The following is an 18,286-nucleotide window of genomic DNA, read 5'->3' on the forward strand; positions in this document are numbered from 1 at the left end:
CGGACACGTGCAGGAAACACGGCTGACGTGCGGCGATACCGGCCTTCCGGCTGTTATGGGGCAATGCTGCTTTCCTCTGTATTCCTTTGTACAGCGGCAAGCATCGCATTGTGAAGCCCAGCCAATTACATCAGCGTGTCCCTGGGCAATGGGGGGCGCGATTTTTTCCCTGGATTTTTCCGTGCGTTCTCCGGGGGCGAAATCGCCGCGCGATCTGTGAACCACCATATCTACCCGCGTAGATTTTTGGGACGGGTACGCTGAGGGAAGCTCGGGGGGTCCGGGGGATTCCCTGGAGAACACAGCAGCAGAACCAGCCGCACCACACCACCGGGAGTGCCAGTGGCACGCGTCGTAGTCGACGTCATGCTCAAGCCGGAGATCCTCGACCCGCAGGGCCAGGCGGTGCAGCGCGCACTGCCCCGCCTGGGCTTCGAGGGAATCGCCGATGTCCGCCAGGGAAAGCGCTTCGAGCTCGAGGTGGCGGGGCCGGTCGACGACGCCGCCCTCGCCCGCATCCACGAGATGGCCGAAACCTTCCTCGCCAACACCGTCATCGAGGACTTCGTCGTGAAGGTCGAGGAGTCGAAGTGACTTCTCGTATCGGAGTCGTCACTTTCCCCGGCACGCTCGACGACCGGGACAGCCTCCGCGCCGCCCGGATCGCCGGGGCCGAGCCCGTCCAGCTGTGGCACCGCGACAAGGACCTCAAGCAGGTCGACGCGGTCGTGCTGGCCGGCGGCTTCAGTTACGGCGACTATCTGCGGGCCGGAGCCATCTCCCGCTTCTCGCCGGTGATGGAGACGGTCATCGAGCAGGCGAAGGCCGGTATGCCGGTCCTCGGGATCTGCAACGGCTTCCAGATCCTCACCGAGTCCCACCTGCTGCCCGGTGCGATGCTCAGGAACAACCACCTGCACTTCATCTGCCGTGACCAGAGACTGCGGGTGGAGAACGCGGACACCGCCTGGACGGCCGACTACACCGCCGGCCAGGAGATCTCCGTCCCGCTCAAGAACATCGACGGCCGGTACGTGGCCGACGCGCACACGCTCGACGAGCTGGAGGCCGAGGGCCGGGTCGCCTTCCGCTACCTGGACGGCAATCCCAACGGTTCGCTCCGTGACATCGCCGGCATCACCAACGCGGCGGGCAATGTCGTCGGCCTGATGCCGCACCCCGAGCACGCCGTGGAGCCGCTGATCGGTACGGGCCGTACCGACGGTCTCGGATTCTTCACCTCGATCCTGAAGAAGCTGGTAAGCGCCTCATGACCCTGGACACCGTCAAGCACGCGAGCGGAACCCCCGACGTCGGGCAGCCCTGGAAGGAACTCGGCCTCAAGGAGGACGAGTACGACCGGATCCGCGAGATCCTGGAGCGCCGTCCCACCGGCGCCGAGCTGGCCATGTACTCCGTCATGTGGTCCGAGCACTGCTCGTACAAGAGCAGCAAGGTGCACCTCAAGCAGTTCGGCGAGAAGGTCCCCGCCAACGACGCGATGCTCGTCGGCATCGGCGAGAACGCGGGCGTCGTGGACGTCGGCCAGGGCTACGCGGTCACCTTCAAGGTCGAGTCGCACAACCACCCGAGCTATATCGAGCCCTACCAGGGCGCGGCCACCGGCGTCGGCGGCATCGTCCGCGACATCCTCGCCATGGGCGCCCGCCCGGTCGCCGTCGTGGACCCGCTGCGCTTCGGCGCGGCCGACCACCCCGACACCAAGCGGGTGCTGCCCGGCGTGGTCGCGGGCATCGGCGGTTACGGCAACTGCCTGGGCCTGCCGAACATCGGCGGCGAGGTCGTCTTCGACGCCTGCTACCAGGGCAATCCGCTGGTCAACGCCGGCTGTATCGGTGTGATGAGGCACGAGGACATCCACCTCGCCAAGGCGTCGGGCGCCGGCAACAAGGTCATCCTGTACGGCGCCCGCACCGGCGGCGACGGCATCGGCGGCGTATCCGTCCTGGCCTCGGAGACCTTCGAGGCGACCGGCCCGGCCAAGCGCCCCGCCGTCCAGGTCGGCGACCCGTTCCAGGAGAAGCTGCTCATCGAGTGCACCCTGGAGATCTTCCGCGAGAAGCTCGTCGCCGGTATCCAGGACCTCGGCGGCGCCGGTCTCTCCTGCGCGACGAGCGAGCTGGCGTCCGCCGGCTCCGGCGGTATGCGCGTCGAACTCGACACCGTTCCTCTGCGTGACGCGACCCTCTCGCCCGAGGAGATCCTCATGAGCGAGTCGCAGGAGCGCATGTGCGCGGTCGTCGAGCCCGGCAAGGTCGGCCGCTTCATGGAGATCTGCGAGAAGTGGGACGTCATCGCCACCGTCATCGGTGAGGTGACCGAGGGCGAGCGGCTGGAGATCTTCTGGCACGGCGAGCAGATCGTGGACGTACCGCCGCGGTCCGTGGCCCATGACGGTCCGGTGTACGAGCGTCCCTACGCCCGCCCCGACTGGCAGGACGCGCTCCAGGCCGACGACGCGGGCAAGCTGCCGCGCCCGGCCACCTCGGCCGAGCTGAAGGACCAGGTCCTGAAGCTGGTCGCGTCGCCGAACCAGGCCTCCAAGGCATGGATCACCGACCAGTACGACCGTTTCGTGCAGGGCAACACCGTGCTCGCGCAGCCCGAGGACGCCGGCATGGTCCGGATCGACGAGCAGTCGAACCTGGGCGTGGCGATGGCGACCGACGGCAACGGCCGGTACACGAAGCTCGACCCGTACACGGGCGCGCAGCTCGCGCTGGCGGAGGCGTACCGCAATGTCGCCGCCTCCGGCGCCAAGCCGCTCGCCATCTCCGACTGCCTGAACTTCGGCTCGCCCGAGGACCCGGCCGTCATGTGGCAGTTCGCCGAGGCCACCCGTGGTCTGGCGGACGGCTGCCTCCAGCTCGGCACCCCGGTCACCGGCGGCAATGTCTCGCTCTACAACCAGACCGGTGAGACGGCCATCCACCCGACGCCGGTCGTGGCCGTGCTCGGAGTGATCGACGACGTGAACCGGCGTACGCCGATCGCCTTCAAGGAAGAGGGCCAGCTCCTCTACCTGCTCGGGGACACCCGCGAGGAGTTCGGCGGCTCGGCCTGGTCGCAGGTCGTCCACGACCACCTCGGCGGACTGCCGCCGGCCGTGGACCTGGACCGGGAGAAGCTCCTCGGCGAGATCCTGATCTCGGCGTCCCGCGACGGAATGATCGACGCGGCACACGATCTGAGCGACGGCGGTCTGATCCAGTCGGTGACCGAGTCCTGCCTGCGCGGCGGGAACGGCGCCAGGCTGGTCGTACCGGACGGGCTCGACGCCTTCACCTTCCTGTTCAGCGAGTCGGCGGGCCGCGCGGTCGTCGCCGTACCGCGCAGCGAGGAGCTCCGCTTCACCGACATGTGCGGGGCGCGCGGGCTTCCCGCCACCCGGATCGGTGTCGTGGACGGCGAAGAGATCGAGGTGCAGGGCGAGTTCAGCCTCACGCTGAGCGAGCTGAAGGCCGCCCACGAGGCGACCATCCCGGCCCTGCTTGCCTGACCCCCGTCGTGATTGGCTGGTCCCGCACGCGTCCTGCCGTGCGTACGAGCCATGAACGAGGGGAACACCCCATGTCCTACGAGTACAAGGTCGTGACGTTCAGGGAATCGCTCATCGGCGACGCCCTGGACAGCGACAAGCTGGAGAAGACGCTCAACAAGCACGCCGCTGACGGCTGGGCCCTCAAGGCCATCACCGCCGCCGACGTCAAGGGCCGCATCGGCCCCGGCGCCGTCGAGGGTCTGCTCCTGACCCTCGAACGTCCGCGGCAGGCGTGACGTCCGCCGAGCCCCCACCCGATGACCACCGGGCGGGGGCTCGGCCGTTTTGCCCGTCACCGCTGCCGCTGCCGCTGTCACCAGGGGGAACGATGCCCGCTCGTAAATTACTCGTGATCTTTTGTCGGCTGTCCTGGGTGACCTACGTCGCCCTGATAGTCGTGGCGCTCTCCGGCCGGCTGCCCTTCGGCCTGGGGTGGATCTGGGTGCCGGCGGCCGTCGCCATCGCCCTCACCCTGGAAATGAGCCGTCAGGCGCGGGCGCGGCACGCGGTCCGGCCGCCCGCGGTCGAGGTGGCCGCACCCGTCACCGGCCGCTGGACCGCCCTCAACAGCCCGGCCGACAAGGTGCCCAGCCATGGCACGCACAGCCTCGGCCAGACGTACGCCGTCGACATCGTCGCCGAGCCGGAGCCCGGCGGCCGCCCGGCCTTCGCCTGGCTGTGGCCGGTCGTCCGGCGCAACCGCGCCTTCCCGGCCTTCGGCGAACCGCTGCTCGCGGTGGCCGACGGAACCGTCGTCCACGCCACCGACCGGCAGCGCGACCATCTCAGTCGCACCTCGCTCCCGGCCCTCGTCTACATGACGCTGATCGAAGCCGCCGTACGGGAGCTGAGCGGAGCCGGCTGGATCACGGGCAATCAGCTGGTGCTCGACCTCGGCGACGGTACGTACGCGATGTACGCCCATCTCCAGCGCGGCTCCCTCGCGGTCCGTCCCGGCGACCGGGTGCGCGCGGGCCAGGTCCTGGCCCGATGCGGCAACTCGGGAAACTCCACGGAGCCGCATGTGCACTTCCAGCTGATGGACCACGCGGATCTCGATCTGGCCCGCGGCATCCCGTTCCGCTGGCACGGCATCGGCGTCCCGGCCAACGGCGACCCCTTCCTGGCGGGCGAACAAACGGGCGAACAAGCAGGCGAACAAACTGAAGGGCGGACGGCCGGCGAAGGGCCGACCGCTCTCGGTTAGCCTCACCGCTATGCCACCGGCCAAGAAGCGCACGCGCAACTACGATCCCGCCAAGACCCGGACCGCCGTCCTCGCCCAGTTCGGGAACGTACGCGAGGCCGTCGGCCGGCTCACTCCCGAGCAGCTCGCCCTGCCCACCGCGCTCGGTGACTGGACCGTCCGCGAGCTGGTCGCGCATCTGGCCTTCGGCGTCGAGTCCGTCAGCAGGAGCCTCGAACAGCCCGAGCCGGCCGGTCCCGTGGTCGCCCTGGTGGACTGGCCGTTCCTGACGGCCGCCCTCGCGGACGACATCTCCGAGGACGTGAAGCGGCTCGCCGCGTCCACCACGCCGGAGGAGTTCTTCGAACACACCGCCGACCGGATCGCCGCTCTCCTGCCCGGCGCCGCGGACGGCCGGCCGCTGGCGATCCGGGTCGGCGCGATGCGCCTCGCGGACTTCCTCGTCACCCGGACCGTCGAGCTGGTCGTCCACACCGACGACCTGAACCGCGCGGCCGGGCTGAGCATCCCGTACGACCGGCAGGCCCTGGCCGCCTGTACGCGGCTGCTCGCCGACGCCCTCGCGGTCAAGGCCCCCGGCTCGTCGACCGAGGTCCGTGTCCCGCCATTCGCCGTGGTCCAGTGCGTGCCGGGCCCCCGGCACACCCGCGGCACCCCGCCCAATGTCGTCGAGACCGACCCGCTCACCTGGATCCGGCTCGCCACCGGCCGTACGTCATGGGCCGAGGAACTCGACGCCGCGCACGTCAGCGCGAGCGGGGAGCGCGCGGACCTCGCGGCTCTGCTCCCGCTCATGGGGTGACGGAACCGGAGCCCCGCCCGTCCCGTCTCATCCGCATGCTGAAGCAACAGATCACTACGGTCACTGCCGTCACTGCCGTCGCACTGCTCACGCTGGCCGCCTGCGGCACGGAGTCCGGTTCGGACGCCGGTTCGAAGGGCAGCGGGGGTTCCGTACGGAGCGAGCTGCCCCTCACCGATGTCGTCTGGAGCGTGGACAGCGTGAGCGTCGGCGGGAAGAAGACCGCCGCCCCCGCCGGAGCCAGCGTGCAGATCGACTCCAAGGGCCGGGCCAGCGCGAAGACGGGCTGCAACACCATCGGCGCGGACGTCACCGTCAGCGGTGACACCGTGACCGTGGGGAAGAAGGAGTCGACGCTGATCGGCTGCCCTGAAGAGCTGGAAGGCTTCGAGAAGGCCCTGAGCGGCGCGTTCTCCGGCAAGCTCAAGGCCACGGTCGAGGACAAGCGGCTCACGCTCACCACGGCGGACGGCGACGCGATCAGCCTGACCTCCGAGCCGCCCGCCCCGCTCGCCGGTACCGAGTGGACGGTGAACTCGCTGGCCGCGGGCGCCACCGCGACGTCCCTGCCCAAGGGCACCGAGGGCAAGGCGCACTTCACGCTCGGTAAGGACGGCTCCGTGGAGGGAAGCCTCGGCTGCAACACCTTCAGCTCCACCGCGAAGGTCTCCGGATCCACGGTCACCTTCGGCCGCATCACCTCCACCCGCAAGCTCTGCCCGGGCCCGGAAATGACCGTGGAACGCCAGGTACAGAAGGTGCTGGACGGCAAGGTCAGCTATGAGCTTCACCACCGCGGTCTGACCCTCACGGCGGGGAACGGCGCAGGTCTGGGCGCTGTCGCGGACACTCCCGGGAAGTAGGCGGCGGGCCAGGTCCGTATCCCCAATTCGGACCAGTGGTCGATCTCGCCTACACTCGGTGGCGTGCCTCGTGGTGATGGACGACTCAACCACGACCTGCTCCCCGGTGAGAAAGGCCCCCAGGACGCTTGCGGCGTCTTCGGAGTCTGGGCCCCGGGCGAAGAGGTCGCCAAGCTCACCTATTTCGGACTGTATGCCCTGCAGCACCGCGGACAGGAATCCGCGGGCATCGCAGTGAGCAACGGATCCCAGATCCTGGTTTTCAAGGACATGGGCCTCGTCTCACAGGTCTTCGACGAAACATCTCTCAGCTCTCTCCAAGGCCATATCGCGGTGGGCCATGCCCGCTACTCCACCACCGGTGCCTCGGTGTGGGAGAACGCGCAGCCGACCTTCCGGGCCACGGCCCACGGCTCGATCGCGCTCGGTCACAACGGCAATCTGGTCAATACCGCACGGCTCGCCGAGATGGTCGCCGATCTCCCGAAGGAGAACGGCAGGACGACGCGGGTCGCCGCCACCAATGACACCGATCTGGTCACGGCGCTCCTCGCCAGCCAGACGGACGACGACGGCAAGCCCCTCACGGTCGAGGAAGCCGCCGCCAAGATCCTGCCCGAGGTGCGTGGAGCCTTCTCGTTCGTCTTCATGGACGAGCACACGCTCTACGCCGCCCGTGACCCGCAGGGCATCCGCCCGCTGGTCCTCGGCCGGCTGGAGCGCGGCTGGGTGGTCGCCTCCGAGGGCGCCGCCCTCGACATCTGCGGCGCCTCCTACGTCCGTGAGATCGAGCCGGGCGAGCTGATCGCCATCGACGAGAACGGTCTCCGTACGCAGCGATTCGCGGAAGCGAAGCCCAAGGGCTGTGTCTTCGAGTACGTCTACCTGGCCCGTCCCGATACGGACATCGCTGGGCGGAACGTTTATCTGTCCCGTGTGGAAATGGGCAGGAAACTCGCGAAAGAAGCGCCCGTCGAGGCGGATCTGGTCATAGCGACCCCTGAGTCCGGCACCCCGGCCGCCATCGGCTACGCGGAGGCCAGCGGCATTCCGTATGGCTCGGGCCTGGTCAAGAACGCCTACGTCGGCCGGACCTTCATCCAGCCGTCCCAGACCATCCGCCAGCTGGGTATCCGTCTCAAGCTGAATCCGCTCAAGGAAGTCATCCGCGGCAAGCGCCTGGTGGTCGTCGACGACTCGATCGTCCGCGGCAACACCCAGCGCGCCCTGGTCAAGATGCTTCGCGAGGCGGGCGCCGCCGAGGTCCACATCCGGATCTCGTCCCCGCCGGTGAAGTGGCCGTGCTTCTTCGGAATCGACTTCGCCACCCGCGCCGAGCTGATCGCCAACGGTATGACGGTCGAGGAGATCGGCATCTCCATGGGCGCCGACTCCCTCTCGTACATCTCCCTCGACGCGATGATCGAGGCGACCACCATCGCCAAGCCGAACCTCTGCCGCGCCTGCTTCGACGGCGAGTACCCGATGGATCTTCCCGATCCCGAACTGCTCGGCAAGCAGCTTCTGGAGACCGAGCTGGCGGCGGGACCGGCCAACACCGCGGCCACCGACGCGCTCCGTCGCCCGTAACCACCCCGTTTGACGACCGTATGACGACAGGAAAGTACTCAGCCATGTCCGATACGACCACTGGTGCCAGCTATGCCGCCGCGGGCGTCGACATCGAAGCCGGTGACCGCGCGGTCGAGCTGATGAAGGAGTGGGTGAAGAAGACGCAGCGCCCCGAGGTTCTCGGTGGCCTCGGGGGCTTCGCCGGCCTCTTCGACGCCTCCGCCCTCAAGCGCTACGAGCGTCCGCTGCTCGCCTCCGCCACCGATGGTGTCGGCACGAAGGTCGACCTCGCCCGCAAGATGGGTGTGTACGACACGATCGGCCACGATCTCGTCGGCATGGTCGTCGACGATCTGGTCGTCTGCGGCGCCGAGCCGCTCTTCATGACCGACTACATCTGTGTCGGCAAGGTCCACCCCGAGCGGGTCGCCGCCATCGTCAAGGGCATCGCCGAAGGCTGTGTGCTGGCCGGCTGCGCCCTGGTCGGCGGCGAGACCGCCGAGCACCCGGGACTGCTCGGCGAGGACGACTTCGATGTCGCCGGCGCCGGTACGGGGGTGGTCGAGGCGGACCGGCTGCTCGGCGCGGATCGTATCCGTACGGGTGACGCGGTGATCGCCATGGCGTCCTCCGGTCTTCACTCGAACGGGTACTCGCTGGTCCGGCATGTGGTCTTCGACCGGGCCGGCTGGTCGCTGGACCGGGAGATTCCGGAGTTCGGCCGCACCCTGGGCGAAGAGCTGCTGGAGCCCACCAAGATCTACTCGCTGGACTGTCTGGCGCTCACCAGGACCACCGAGGTGCATGCTTTCAGCCACATCACCGGCGGCGGTCTCGCCGCCAATCTGGCCCGGGTGATCCCGGACCATCTGCATGCCACGGTGGACCGCTCGACCTGGACGCCCGGCGCGGTCTTCGACGTCGTCGGCGCGGCGGGCGCGGTGGAGCGCCTCGAACTGGAGAAGACGCTGAACATGGGCGTCGGCATGATCGCCGTCGTCCCTGCGGAGTCGGCGGACGCCGCGCTCACCACGCTCGCCGACCGCGGCGTGGACGCCTGGATCGCCGGAGAGATCACCGAGCGTGCGGAGCACGCCACGGGAGCGGCCCTGACCGGCGACTATCTCCGCTGAGTGCGTCTGGGCGGCCCGGACACAGCGGGCCGCCCGGAGCGGGATCGGTCCGTAAAGTCCGCGGGCAGCACAGAACCCGGTCCAGGGTTACGGCCCCGGACCGGGCGATGAGCTACTGCTCGAGGTATACGGACGTCAAGCGCCGCGGCGCTGCGCCGAGGGGCCGGACTCGTCGTCCTCGTCCTCGTCGTCGTTGTACAGATCCGCGTACTGTGCGTACGGGTCATCTTCCTCGTCGTCGTCCTCGAACGGCTCGCCGTTCGGCGGTTGACTCGAAGGCGATGCGCCCAGCTCGTTGGCCAGACGCGACAGGTCTGTGCCGCCGCTGTTGTACTTCAGCTGGCGGGCGACCTTCGTCTGCTTGGCCTTGGCCCGGCCGCGCCCCATGGCTCGACCCCCTCGGTGACGGGGCTCGACGGCCCCAGAGTCTTGACACGCGTTCATGAATCAGAACGAGCTCTCCGCGGAGAGACCCGTCCGTAGGGCTTCAACGGTACCTGCTTCCGCGGCCATACGGTACGCCGCCCGCATGACGCGCCCCGGCGCAGGACCAACGAGGCGCCCCGTCCTCGCTGGTCAGCTGCGATTTTAACCTCTTCTGGAGGGGCGACCCGCCGACCGGCGTGAGTCTCGTCTCCCCGGTCCGCCCGCCACCCCTCCCGCGGGTCAGCGGCGGCGGGCCTCCGCCATCCGGTGCTCGGCGATCCGGTCGGCCGCCGCGGCCGGCGGAATGCCGTCCTCCTTCGCACGTGCGAAGATTTGCAGTGTGGTGTCGAAGATCTTCGCGGCCTTCGCGCGGCACCGCTCGAAGTCGAAGCCGTGCAGCTCGTCGGCGACCTGGATCACCCCGCCGGCGTTCACCACGTAGTCGGGCGCGTAGAGGATCCCGCGGTCCGCGAGATCCTTCTCGATCCCCGGGTGGGCGAGCTGGTTGTTGGCCGCTCCGCACACCACCGTCGCGGTGAGGACGGCCACGGACGCGTCGCTCAGCGCGCCGCCCAGGGCGCACGGGGCGTAGATGTCCAGCCCCTCGGTGCGGATCAGCGCCTCGTTGTCGGCGACCACGGCGACGTGCGGATGCCGGTCGGTGATCCGGCGTACCGACTCCTCCCGTACGTCCGTGATCACGACGTGCGCGCCGTCCTGGAGCAGATGGCCGACCAGGTGGTGCCCGACCTTGCCGACGCCCGCGACCCCGACCGTACGACCGCGCAGCGACGGGTCGCCCCACTGGTGCTGGGCGCTCGCCCGCATGCCCTGGAAGACGCCGAAGGCGGTCAGCACCGACGAATCGCCCGCGCCGCCGTTCTCCGGGGAGCGGCCGGTGGTCCACGCGCACGTACGGGCCACGACGTCCATGTCCGCGACATAGGTGCCGACATCGCAGGCGGTGACGTAACGGCCGCCGAGGGAGGCCACAAACCGGCCATAGGCGAGCAGCAGGTCCTCGGTCTTGATCTGCTCGGGGTCACCGATGATCACGGCCTTGCCGCCGCCGTGGTCCAGCCCGGCCAGGGCGTTCTTGTACGACATGCCCCGGGAGAGGTTCAGCGCGTCGGCGACGGCCTCTTCCTCGGACGCGTACGGATAGAAGCGGGTGCCGCCCAGGGCGGGGCCCAGGGCGGTCGAGTGAAGGGCGATGACGGCCTTGAGGCCGCTGGCACGGTCCTGGCAGAGCACGACTTGCTCATGGCCCCCCTGCTCCGAGCGGAACAGGGTGTGCAGGACGCCGTCGGTCACATCGGTCACGGTGGTGACTCCCAAGTACGAAGCGGCGATGGAATGCCCCTCCTGTGGGTGGGGAGGGACCAGTTGGGCAAGAGGGTAAGTCCTACGGGGGCGTAGATCAGCCGCAGTGCCGAGGATCACCCCCTTGAGGAGTACAGGCGTGGGACGATCACCGCATGCCGGCGGTGTCCTCTGTCCTCGTCCCCTACGCGTCCTACCTGCGCGTGTATGAGCCGTTGGCGGCCTTCCCCGAGCCCGAGAGAGCGCACTGGGCGCGCTACGCCAGGCGGGACCGTACGCCCACCGCCCAGGACGAACTGCGCCGCTCCCTGGCCGATTTGCTGTCCACCCCGCCGATGCCCGTGCCCGTCCACGAGAGCGCGGACGCGTTCGTGGCCGAGGTGGACGGGGTGGTGTGCGTCTGCCCCTGGCGGACCCGGCTGCGCGGCTGGCTGGCGCTGGAGGAGCTGGGGGAGCTGCTGCCCATGCCGCTGCTGGACGCGGTGCTGCCGCCCGTGGTGCGCGGGCAGGCCGCCGCGGACTACGAGCTCTGGCGGGACCGCAACCCGGACGCGCGGCCCTGGATCAGGACGGCGGTCTGGCAGGTGCCGGTGCGCTGGTTCACGCTCTTCTCCGACGACGAGCGGACGTACCGGGAGGCGGGCGCGGCCGAGGCGGACGGAGCCGGCGCCGGCGGTCCTGGCGCGGCCGTGCTGCGCTACCGGACACCGATGGTGCAGGCCAGGCGGCGGCTGGCCCGCGCGCTGAAGACCCTGCGGGACACCATGGAGGACGGGCCGCTCATCGAGGGCCTGGTGGACGTGGGGCGGTGGCTGGAGGAGTTCCACCCGCGCTCGCTCGTCGAGCTGGACTACGGCGGTCTGGTGCACGCCCTGTCCGGGGCCCAGCTGGCGGCGGACCGCTCGGCGGCCGATGTGGCGGCCGGGATCGCGGCGCTGCGCGACGGGGACGGCGAGGGGGCCGGAGAGGCGTACGGACGGCTCACGGAACGCTGGCGGGCCGTCAGGGACCGGCAGTTCGCGAACTGAGCCTCCCGCTCGGCCGGGAGCCGTCAGAAGCCCGTACTGATGTGCGGATACGGCCCCGGGGCCGCAGGCCCGATCCGGGCCTTTACCCCTCAAGCGTGACGGACCGCACTAACGGGGCTCTTGCGCCCATCACCCCCCCTCGTGTCAAAATAGGACAAGGAGCCCGGGGAGGGCTCCTTCCGCCCGAGTAGGGGCGGATTGCTCTGCATTGCACTCTATACGGGGGGTCTGATGACTTCCTGATCGCTCTGTGACTGATCGTATCTGTGACGTGACTGTCCGCTATGGCATGGTCCATCGGCTTCCGCCGCTGATGGACACCTCAGAGGGCAATTCCATCGGTTTGGCCGACGCGGCTGGACGGATGGTGTAGTTGTAGTGCCGAGGACAAGCCGTTCGTCCTATAACCGACTCGGCCCGCGTCCGCCATTTCGGGCAACGTGGGTCAAGGTGCAGAATTTAGAGGAAAGAACCGAGATGGTTCGGTTCTCCCGAGGAGGCCGCTCATGACCGCTCGCACCCCTGATGCCGAGCCGCTGCTGACCCCGGCTGAGGTTGCCACGATGTTCCGTGTGGACCCGAAGACGGTCACGCGCTGGGCAAAGGCCGGCAAGCTCACGTCCATCCGCACGCTCGGTGGGCATCGCCGGTATCGCGAGGCAGAGGTCCGCGCACTGCTTGCGGGTATTCCGCAACAGCGCAGCGAGGCCTGAACACCCCGTTAAGGCTCGTTAGGGCTCAACACAAGCAGGGCACAGCCGGGCCCCCAACTCGGTCGTCCCGACCCATAGCTCCACACGACGGGCGCCTGCCCCAACAGGCCCCATGCCCACGCAACACGGGTAAGTCGTCGATCGCGCTGGACTCCGCCGAGTCCAGCGCGATTTTTTTTGTGTCAGGGGAATGCGCCGTTCCGCCCCTGCTCGGCCGCTGTGTGGAGGGTGGGGCGGATGCTCCGGGAGGGGTCGGAGGAAGGGTGCAATTGCACATATTAAATCGGTGGCCCGTATGACGGTTGTAAGCGCGGTCATTCCAGAAACTCGTTCGGTGACTCCCGTCACACTGCACGCCTCTTGCCGCCTGCGGCTCGGGCCGGGTAGGGGCGTATCGCCGCCCGGATCGTGGCCGGCCGCTCAGGAGGCCGGCTCGCCACGCGTCAGGAGGAGGAGGGAGATTGGCCGTCGGGTAACTCGTCGTCAGAGAAGTCGTCCTCGGCCGACGCCGGGTCCATGACGAGCCGCTGGAGGCGATGGCAGACCGGGCAGAACCCGGTGCGGTGCGGATGGCCGGACGCGGCCGCCAGATGGGCGCGCAGCAGCGCGCGAGTCTCGTGCTTCGTCGTCGATGTCGTCACGCACACCACCCCCGGTGCGGGCCCCTGGCTGCGAGGAAAACTGGGGTCCTGGTGCTTGATTACCCCTGGCAGATGACCCCGTCAAGACGGCACGGACCTCTGCCGGCGGATTTGGGCCCGCCATTACTGCGGCGTTACCGGGGCGTCGACCGCACTTGCCGTAACCGGGGTGGTCCCCTGTCCGCGGCGGGAAGCGAAAGAGCCCGCATCCGAGAGGATGCGGGCTCCGACGTTACTGCGGTCCTGACGGGATTTGAACCCGCGGCCTCCACCTTGACAGGGTGGCGAGCACTCCAAGCTGCTCCACAGGACCAGGTTTCGCGGCCGTGTTTCCGTGGCTGCGAAAACAGACTGTACAGCAGCTCGGAGGGTCCGGTCGAACTGAAACCTGACGATGATCGCGTTACGGCGCGGCCGCGTCGATCGCCTTCACGATGCGCTTGTCCGACACCGGCTGGGCAGTGCCCAGAGCGTGCGCGAAGTAGCTCACCCGCAGCTCCTCGATCATCCAGCGGATGTCCAGGACCTGCTGCGGCACCGGCCGTCCCCGCGGCAGCTGTTCGAGCAGCCAGGCGTACTCGTCCTGCATCTCGTGGACCTTCTCCATCCGCGTGGTGTCGCGCTGGACACCCGTCGGCATCTGCTGCAGCCGCCGGTCCACGGCGACGAGATAGCGCATCAGGTCCGGCAGCCTGCGCAGTCCGGTGCGGGTGACGAAGCCGGCCGGTACGAGCGCCGCCAGCTGGTCCCTGACGTCTTGGACGTTGTTCACCAGGGTCAGGCTGTTCGTGGCCTTCAGACGGCGCTCACAGGCCTGCCAGGCGGCCAGGATCTGCTGGACCTGGCCGATGGTCCGTACGGTCGCGTCGACGAGATCGGCGCGGACCTTGTCGAACAGTTTGCGGAACGACTCCTCGTCCCAGGCCGGGCCCCCGTGATCGCCGATCAGCTTGTCCGCGGCGGCCATGGCGCAGTCGTCGAACAGAGCCTGGATCGAGCCGTGCGGATTGCGGGACAGTGCGAGCTTCTGCTGATTGGTGAGCTTGTCCGAGGCGAACTTCGCGGGATTGACCGGGATGTTCAGCAGGATCAGCCGCCGCGTACCCGCCCACATCGCCTGCTGCTGCTCGGCCTCCGTGTCGAAGAGCCGTACGGCCACGGTCCCGCCCTGGTCGACCAGCGCCGGGTACGCCTTGACCGGCTGGCCGGCCCGCCGGGTCTCGAAGATCCGGGAGAGCGTGCCGATCGTCCAGTCGGTGAGCCCGGTGCGCTCGATCGCCTCCCCGCCCGCGCGCTCGGCCGTGGCCGCGGCGGCCTGGGAGAGGGCCTGGCGGGCCTTGGGGCGCAGCCGCAGCTTCAGTGCCTCCAGATCCTTGTCCTCGGCGATCTTGCGGCGCCGCTCGTCGACGATCCGGAACGTGATCTTGAGATGGTCGTCGACCCGGGCCATGTCGAAGTCGTCGCCCGTGACCGGAACCCCGACCATCCGCTGGAGTTCGCGCGCCAGCGTGACGGGCAGGGGCTCCTGGAGCGGCACGGCGCGCTCCAGGAAGGCCTTCGCGTAGTTCGGCGCGGGCACGTAGTGGCGGCGGATCGGCTTGGGCAGGGAGCGGATCAGCTCCATGACCACCTCCTCGCGCAGTCCCGGGATCTGCCAGTCGAAGCCCTCGGAGGTGACCTGGTTGAGCACCTGGAGCGGTACGTGCACGGTCACACCGTCCGCGTCCGCGCCCGGCTCGAACTGGTACGTCACCCGGAACTTCAGCTGTCCCTGCCGCCAGGAGTCCGGATAGTCGTCCTTGGTGACCGACCCGGCCTTCTCGTTGATGAGCATCGACCGCTCGAAGTCGAGCAGTTCGGGCTCCTCGCGGCGCCTGGCCTTCCACCACGAGTCGAAGTGCGCGCCGGAGACCACATCGTCCGGCACCCGCCGGTCGTAGAAGTCGTACAGCGTCTCGTCGTCCACGAGGATGTCGCGGCGCCTGGCGCGGTGCTCCAACTCCTCGACTTCGCCGAGCAGTTTGCGATTGTCATGGAAGAACTGGTGATGCGTGCGCCAGTCGCCCTCGACGAGCGCGTTGCGGATGAACAGCTCGCGGGACGCCTCCGGGTCGATCCGGCCGAAATTCACCTTGCGCTGGGCGACGATCGGTACGCCGTACAGCGTCACCTTCTCGTACGCCATCACGGCCGCCATGTCCTTCTCCCAATGCGGCTCGCTGTACGTGCGCTTGAGGAGATGGCCGGCGAGGGGCTCGATCCACTCGGGCTCGATCTTCGCGTTGACGCGCGCCCAGAGCCGGGAGGTCTCCACCAGCTCGGCGGACATGATGAAGCGCGGCGGCTTCTTGAAGAGCGCGGAACCCGGGAACACCGCGAACTTCGCGCTGCGGGCGCCCAGGTACTCGTTCTTCGCGCCCTCCTTCACGTCCTTCATGCCGATGTGCGACAGCAGCCCGGCCAGCAGCGAGACATGGACGGCCTGGTCCGCCGCGTCCTCCTCGTTGAGGTGGATGCCCATCTGCTTGGCGACCGTACGGAGCTGGGAGTAGATGTCCTGCCACTCCCGGATCCGCAGGAAGTTCAGATACTCCGACTTGCACGTACGGCGGAAGGCCGAGGAGGACAGCGTCTTCTGCTGCTCCCTGATGTACCGCCAGAGGTTGATGTAGGACAGGAAGTCCGAGGTCTCGTCCTTGAAGCGGGCGTGCTGCTGGTCCGCCTGGGCCTGCTTCTCGGCGGGCCGCTCCCGCGGGTCCTGGATGGAGAGCGCGGCGGCGATCACCATGACCTCGCGCACACAGCCGTTGCGGTCGGCCTCGATGACCATACGGGCGAGGCGCGGGTCCACGGGCAGCTGGGAGAGCTTGCGGCCCAGCTCGGTCAGCTTCTTCTTCGGATCCTTCTGTGCCGGGTCGAAAGCACCCAGCTCCTGGAGCAACTGCACACCGTCGCGGATATTGCGGTGGTCCGGCGGGTCGAGGAAGGGGAACTTCTCGATGTCGCCGAGGCCGGCCGCGGTCATCTGGAGGATGACGGAGGCCAGATTCGTACGGAGGATCTCGGCGTCCGTGAACTCCGGGCGGGACTCGAAGTCGTCCTCGGAGTACAGCCGGACGCAGATGCCGTCGGACGTACGGCCGCAGCGGCCCTTGCGCTGGTTGGCGCTGGCCTGCGAGATCCGCTCGATCGGCAGCCGCTGGACCTTGGTGCGATGGCTGTAGCGGGAGATACGGGCGTTGCCCGGGTCGATGACGTACTTGATGCCGGGGACGGTCAGTGAGGTCTCGGCGACATTCGTCGCCAGAACGATCCTGCGGCCGCTGTGGCGCTGGAAGACGCGGTGCTGCTCGGCGTGCGAGAGCCGGGCGTAGAGGGGGAGGACCTCGGTGCCCCGGAGCTTGCGTTTCTCCAGGGCGTCCGCGGTGTCGCGGATCTCACGCTCGCCGGAGAGGAAGACGAGGATGTCGCCGGGGCCCTCCGACTGGAGTTCGTCGACGGCGTCCGAGATCGCGGTGATCTGATCACGGTCGCCCTCCTCGCCGTCCTCCTCCAGGAGCGGGCGGTAGCGGACGTCCACCGGGTACGTACGCCCCGAGACCTCCACGATGGGGGCATCGCCGAAGTGGCGGGAGAAGCGCTCCGGGTCGATGGTCGCGGAGGTGATGATGACCTTGAGGTCCGGGCGCCTGGGCAGCAGCTGGGCGAGATAGCCGAGCAGGAAGTCGATATTGAGGCTTCGCTCGTGGGCCTCGTCGATGATGATCGTGTCGTACGCGCGCAGCTCGCGGTCCGTCTGGATCTCGGCGAGCAGGATGCCGTCCGTCATCAGCTTGACGAAGGTCGCGTCCTGGTTGACCTGGTCGGTGAAGCGGACCTTCCAGCCGACCGCCTCGCCCAGTGGCGTGTCCAGCTCCTCCGCGACGCGCTCGGCGACGGTGCGGGCGGCGATCCGGCGGGGCTGGGTGTGCCCGATCATGCCGCGGACGCCGCGGCCCAGCTCCAGACAGATCTTGGGGATCTGGGTCGTCTTGCCCGACCCGGTCTCACCCGCGACGATCACGACCTGGTGGTCGCGTATCGCCTCCAGGATCGTGTCCTTCTTCTGGCTGACGGGCAGCTGCTCGGGATACGAGACCGCGGGCACCCGCGTCCCGCGCCGCCGCGTCCGCTCGGCGGCCTTCTCGGCCTCACCGGCGATCTCGTCCAGCACGGTCTGCCGCGCGTCGGGCTTGCGAATGCGCCGTGCGCCCTCGAGCCGGCGGCCGAGCCGCTGCGCGTCACGCAGCGAGACGTCGGCCAGCAGGGCCTGGAGGTCGGCGAAGGAAGTAGACATACCGAGCCCAGGGTCTCACCCGCGGCTCCGGGGTGGCGAACCCATTTCGAGTGGGGCGGCCGTGGCGTCCGGGCGTGGTGTGCGGGGGTGGTGTCTGGCTGTGGTGTCCGGGCATGACGTCCGGTCGTGGGGTCCGGCTGTGGCGTCCGGTCGGGCGGGGCCCGGCGCGCCGTCCGGGCGTATTGCCTGATCGGCGCCTGCGGCCCTTACCATTCCGGGATACGTACCCCGGACCCCGAGAGGCCCAGCAGATGACCCACCGCGGCGGCAGGCGCGGTCGCTTCGCGGCCGTGGGGTCGCTCGGGGTGCTGGTCGCGCTGCTCTTCTGTTTTCACTCCACCGGCGCGTTTCACTCCACCAGCGTCTTTCGCTCCGCCGGCGTCGCGAGCGTGGGGCCCGGCCCCGGCGGTGCCGGCGTCGTTGTCCTCGCGGCCGGCAACGGCCAGGGACAGACCCCCGGATGCGGCCGGAGCGGAGAGGACGACGGGGCGAGCCGGCCCGTCACTCCCTCGCGCGGTACGTCCTCCCATGAGCTGCTGCCCGCGCTGCACGACGTCCGTGCCGCCGCCGGCTCGTGGGGTGCCGGCCAGTGCGTTCTCTCCGTCAGCCCGGAGCGGGGTCCGCCGCCGCTCGCCGCGCCTTCTCCCGTCGATCTCTCCGTACTGCGCGTATAGGGCCCG

16 protein-coding genes and 1 tRNA gene are annotated in these 18,286 nt (G+C 69.0%); 12 read left to right on the forward strand and 5 right to left on the reverse strand.

Annotated elements, in window-relative coordinates; translation table 11 throughout:
• Positions 1 to 342 precede the first annotated feature (342 nt).
• The 9 genes from purS to purM all read left to right on the forward strand — a co-directional run bounded on the left by purS (position 343) and on the right by purM (position 9,139).
• A complete protein-coding gene (purS, locus tag ACFVWW_RS32610; RefSeq protein ID WP_384189094.1) occupies positions 343 to 594 on the forward strand; it encodes a phosphoribosylformylglycinamidine synthase subunit PurS in 252 nt (83 codons plus the stop codon).
• Positions 591 to 1,274, forward strand: a complete 684-nt coding sequence (purQ, locus tag ACFVWW_RS32615; RefSeq protein ID WP_384189093.1) for a phosphoribosylformylglycinamidine synthase subunit PurQ — start codon at positions 591 to 593, stop codon at positions 1,272 to 1,274. The genes purS and purQ overlap by 4 nt, the downstream gene beginning before the upstream one ends.
• On the forward strand, positions 1,271 to 3,520 hold the full coding sequence (gene purL / locus ACFVWW_RS32620; RefSeq protein ID WP_384334909.1) for a phosphoribosylformylglycinamidine synthase subunit PurL: 2,250 nt from the start codon (positions 1,271 to 1,273) through the stop codon (positions 3,518 to 3,520). The genes purQ and purL overlap by 4 nt, the downstream gene beginning before the upstream one ends.
• A gap of 71 nt (positions 3,521 to 3,591) precedes the next feature.
• Positions 3,592 to 3,798 carry a DUF4177 domain-containing protein gene (locus ACFVWW_RS32625; protein WP_041986919.1) on the forward strand — a complete coding sequence of 69 codons (207 nt, stop codon included), beginning with the start codon at positions 3,592 to 3,594 and terminating at the stop codon, positions 3,796 to 3,798.
• A gap of 92 nt (positions 3,799 to 3,890) precedes the next feature.
• Positions 3,891 to 4,769: a M23 family metallopeptidase gene (locus ACFVWW_RS32630; protein ID WP_386879380.1), complete on the forward strand. Its 879-nt coding sequence runs from the start codon at positions 3,891 to 3,893 to the stop codon at positions 4,767 to 4,769.
• Between the two features lie 10 nt (positions 4,770 to 4,779).
• Complete coding sequence (locus ACFVWW_RS32635; protein ID WP_386879379.1) at positions 4,780 to 5,571, forward strand: sterol carrier family protein; 792 nt, start codon at positions 4,780 to 4,782, stop codon at positions 5,569 to 5,571.
• Positions 5,572 to 5,606: 35 nt separating this feature from the next.
• Positions 5,607 to 6,434, forward strand: coding sequence for an META domain-containing protein (locus ACFVWW_RS32640; protein ID WP_386879378.1), 828 nt, complete (start codon positions 5,607 to 5,609; stop codon positions 6,432 to 6,434).
• Positions 6,435 to 6,497: 63 nt separating this feature from the next.
• A complete protein-coding gene (purF, locus tag ACFVWW_RS32645) occupies positions 6,498 to 8,024 on the forward strand; it encodes an amidophosphoribosyltransferase (RefSeq protein WP_384189085.1) in 1,527 nt (508 codons plus the stop codon).
• A 44-nt stretch (positions 8,025 to 8,068) separates the two neighbouring features.
• Positions 8,069 to 9,139 (forward strand): phosphoribosylformylglycinamidine cyclo-ligase, encoded by a 1,071-nt coding sequence (purM, locus tag ACFVWW_RS32650; protein WP_384189083.1) that lies wholly within the window; start codon positions 8,069 to 8,071, stop codon positions 9,137 to 9,139.
• A gap of 135 nt (positions 9,140 to 9,274) precedes the next feature.
• Here purM and ACFVWW_RS32655 read toward each other — a convergent pair whose 3' ends face one another.
• Positions 9,275 to 9,526: a DUF3073 domain-containing protein gene (locus tag ACFVWW_RS32655; protein WP_319683984.1), complete on the reverse strand. Its 252-nt coding sequence runs from the start codon at positions 9,524 to 9,526 to the stop codon at positions 9,275 to 9,277.
• Between the two features lie 279 nt (positions 9,527 to 9,805).
• Positions 9,806 to 10,888, reverse strand: coding sequence for a Leu/Phe/Val dehydrogenase (locus ACFVWW_RS32660; RefSeq protein WP_384189082.1), 1,083 nt, complete (start codon positions 10,886 to 10,888; stop codon positions 9,806 to 9,808).
• A gap of 155 nt (positions 10,889 to 11,043) precedes the next feature.
• Here ACFVWW_RS32660 and ACFVWW_RS32665 point away from each other — a divergent pair, with 155 nt between their 5' ends.
• Together ACFVWW_RS32665 and bldC are read left to right on the forward strand one after the other, a co-directional pair.
• The gene (locus ACFVWW_RS32665; RefSeq protein WP_384189080.1) at positions 11,044 to 11,916 is read left to right on the forward strand and encodes a hypothetical protein; all 873 of its coding nucleotides are present in this window, start codon (positions 11,044 to 11,046) and stop codon (positions 11,914 to 11,916) included.
• Positions 11,917 to 12,422: 506 nt separating this feature from the next.
• Positions 12,423 to 12,629 carry a developmental transcriptional regulator BldC gene (gene bldC / locus ACFVWW_RS32670; protein WP_003949541.1) on the forward strand — a complete coding sequence of 69 codons (207 nt, stop codon included), beginning with the start codon at positions 12,423 to 12,425 and terminating at the stop codon, positions 12,627 to 12,629.
• A gap of 443 nt (positions 12,630 to 13,072) precedes the next feature.
• Here the strand turns inward: bldC and ACFVWW_RS32675 are convergent, their stop codons facing one another.
• From ACFVWW_RS32675 to hrpA, 3 genes are all read right to left on the reverse strand, one after another.
• On the reverse strand, positions 13,073 to 13,270 hold the full coding sequence (locus ACFVWW_RS32675; protein ID WP_384189078.1) for a DUF6274 family protein: 198 nt from the start codon (positions 13,268 to 13,270) through the stop codon (positions 13,073 to 13,075).
• A gap of 238 nt (positions 13,271 to 13,508) precedes the next feature.
• A tRNA-Asp gene (locus ACFVWW_RS32680) sits at positions 13,509 to 13,583 on the reverse strand.
• A gap of 90 nt (positions 13,584 to 13,673) precedes the next feature.
• Entirely contained in the window at positions 13,674 to 17,606 is a 3,933-nt protein-coding gene (gene hrpA, locus ACFVWW_RS32685; protein ID WP_386879377.1) for an ATP-dependent RNA helicase HrpA, read from the reverse strand.
• Positions 17,607 to 17,857: 251 nt separating this feature from the next.
• Here hrpA and ACFVWW_RS32690 point away from each other — a divergent pair, with 251 nt between their 5' ends.
• Entirely contained in the window at positions 17,858 to 18,280 is a 423-nt protein-coding gene (locus ACFVWW_RS32690; RefSeq protein WP_384189075.1) for a hypothetical protein, read from the forward strand.
• Positions 18,281 to 18,286 lie beyond the last annotated feature (6 nt).

The organism is Streptomyces sp. NPDC058198, from assembly GCF_042882605.1.
In the GTDB taxonomy this organism is placed as follows: Bacteria; Actinomycetota; Actinomycetes; order Streptomycetales; family Streptomycetaceae; genus Streptomyces.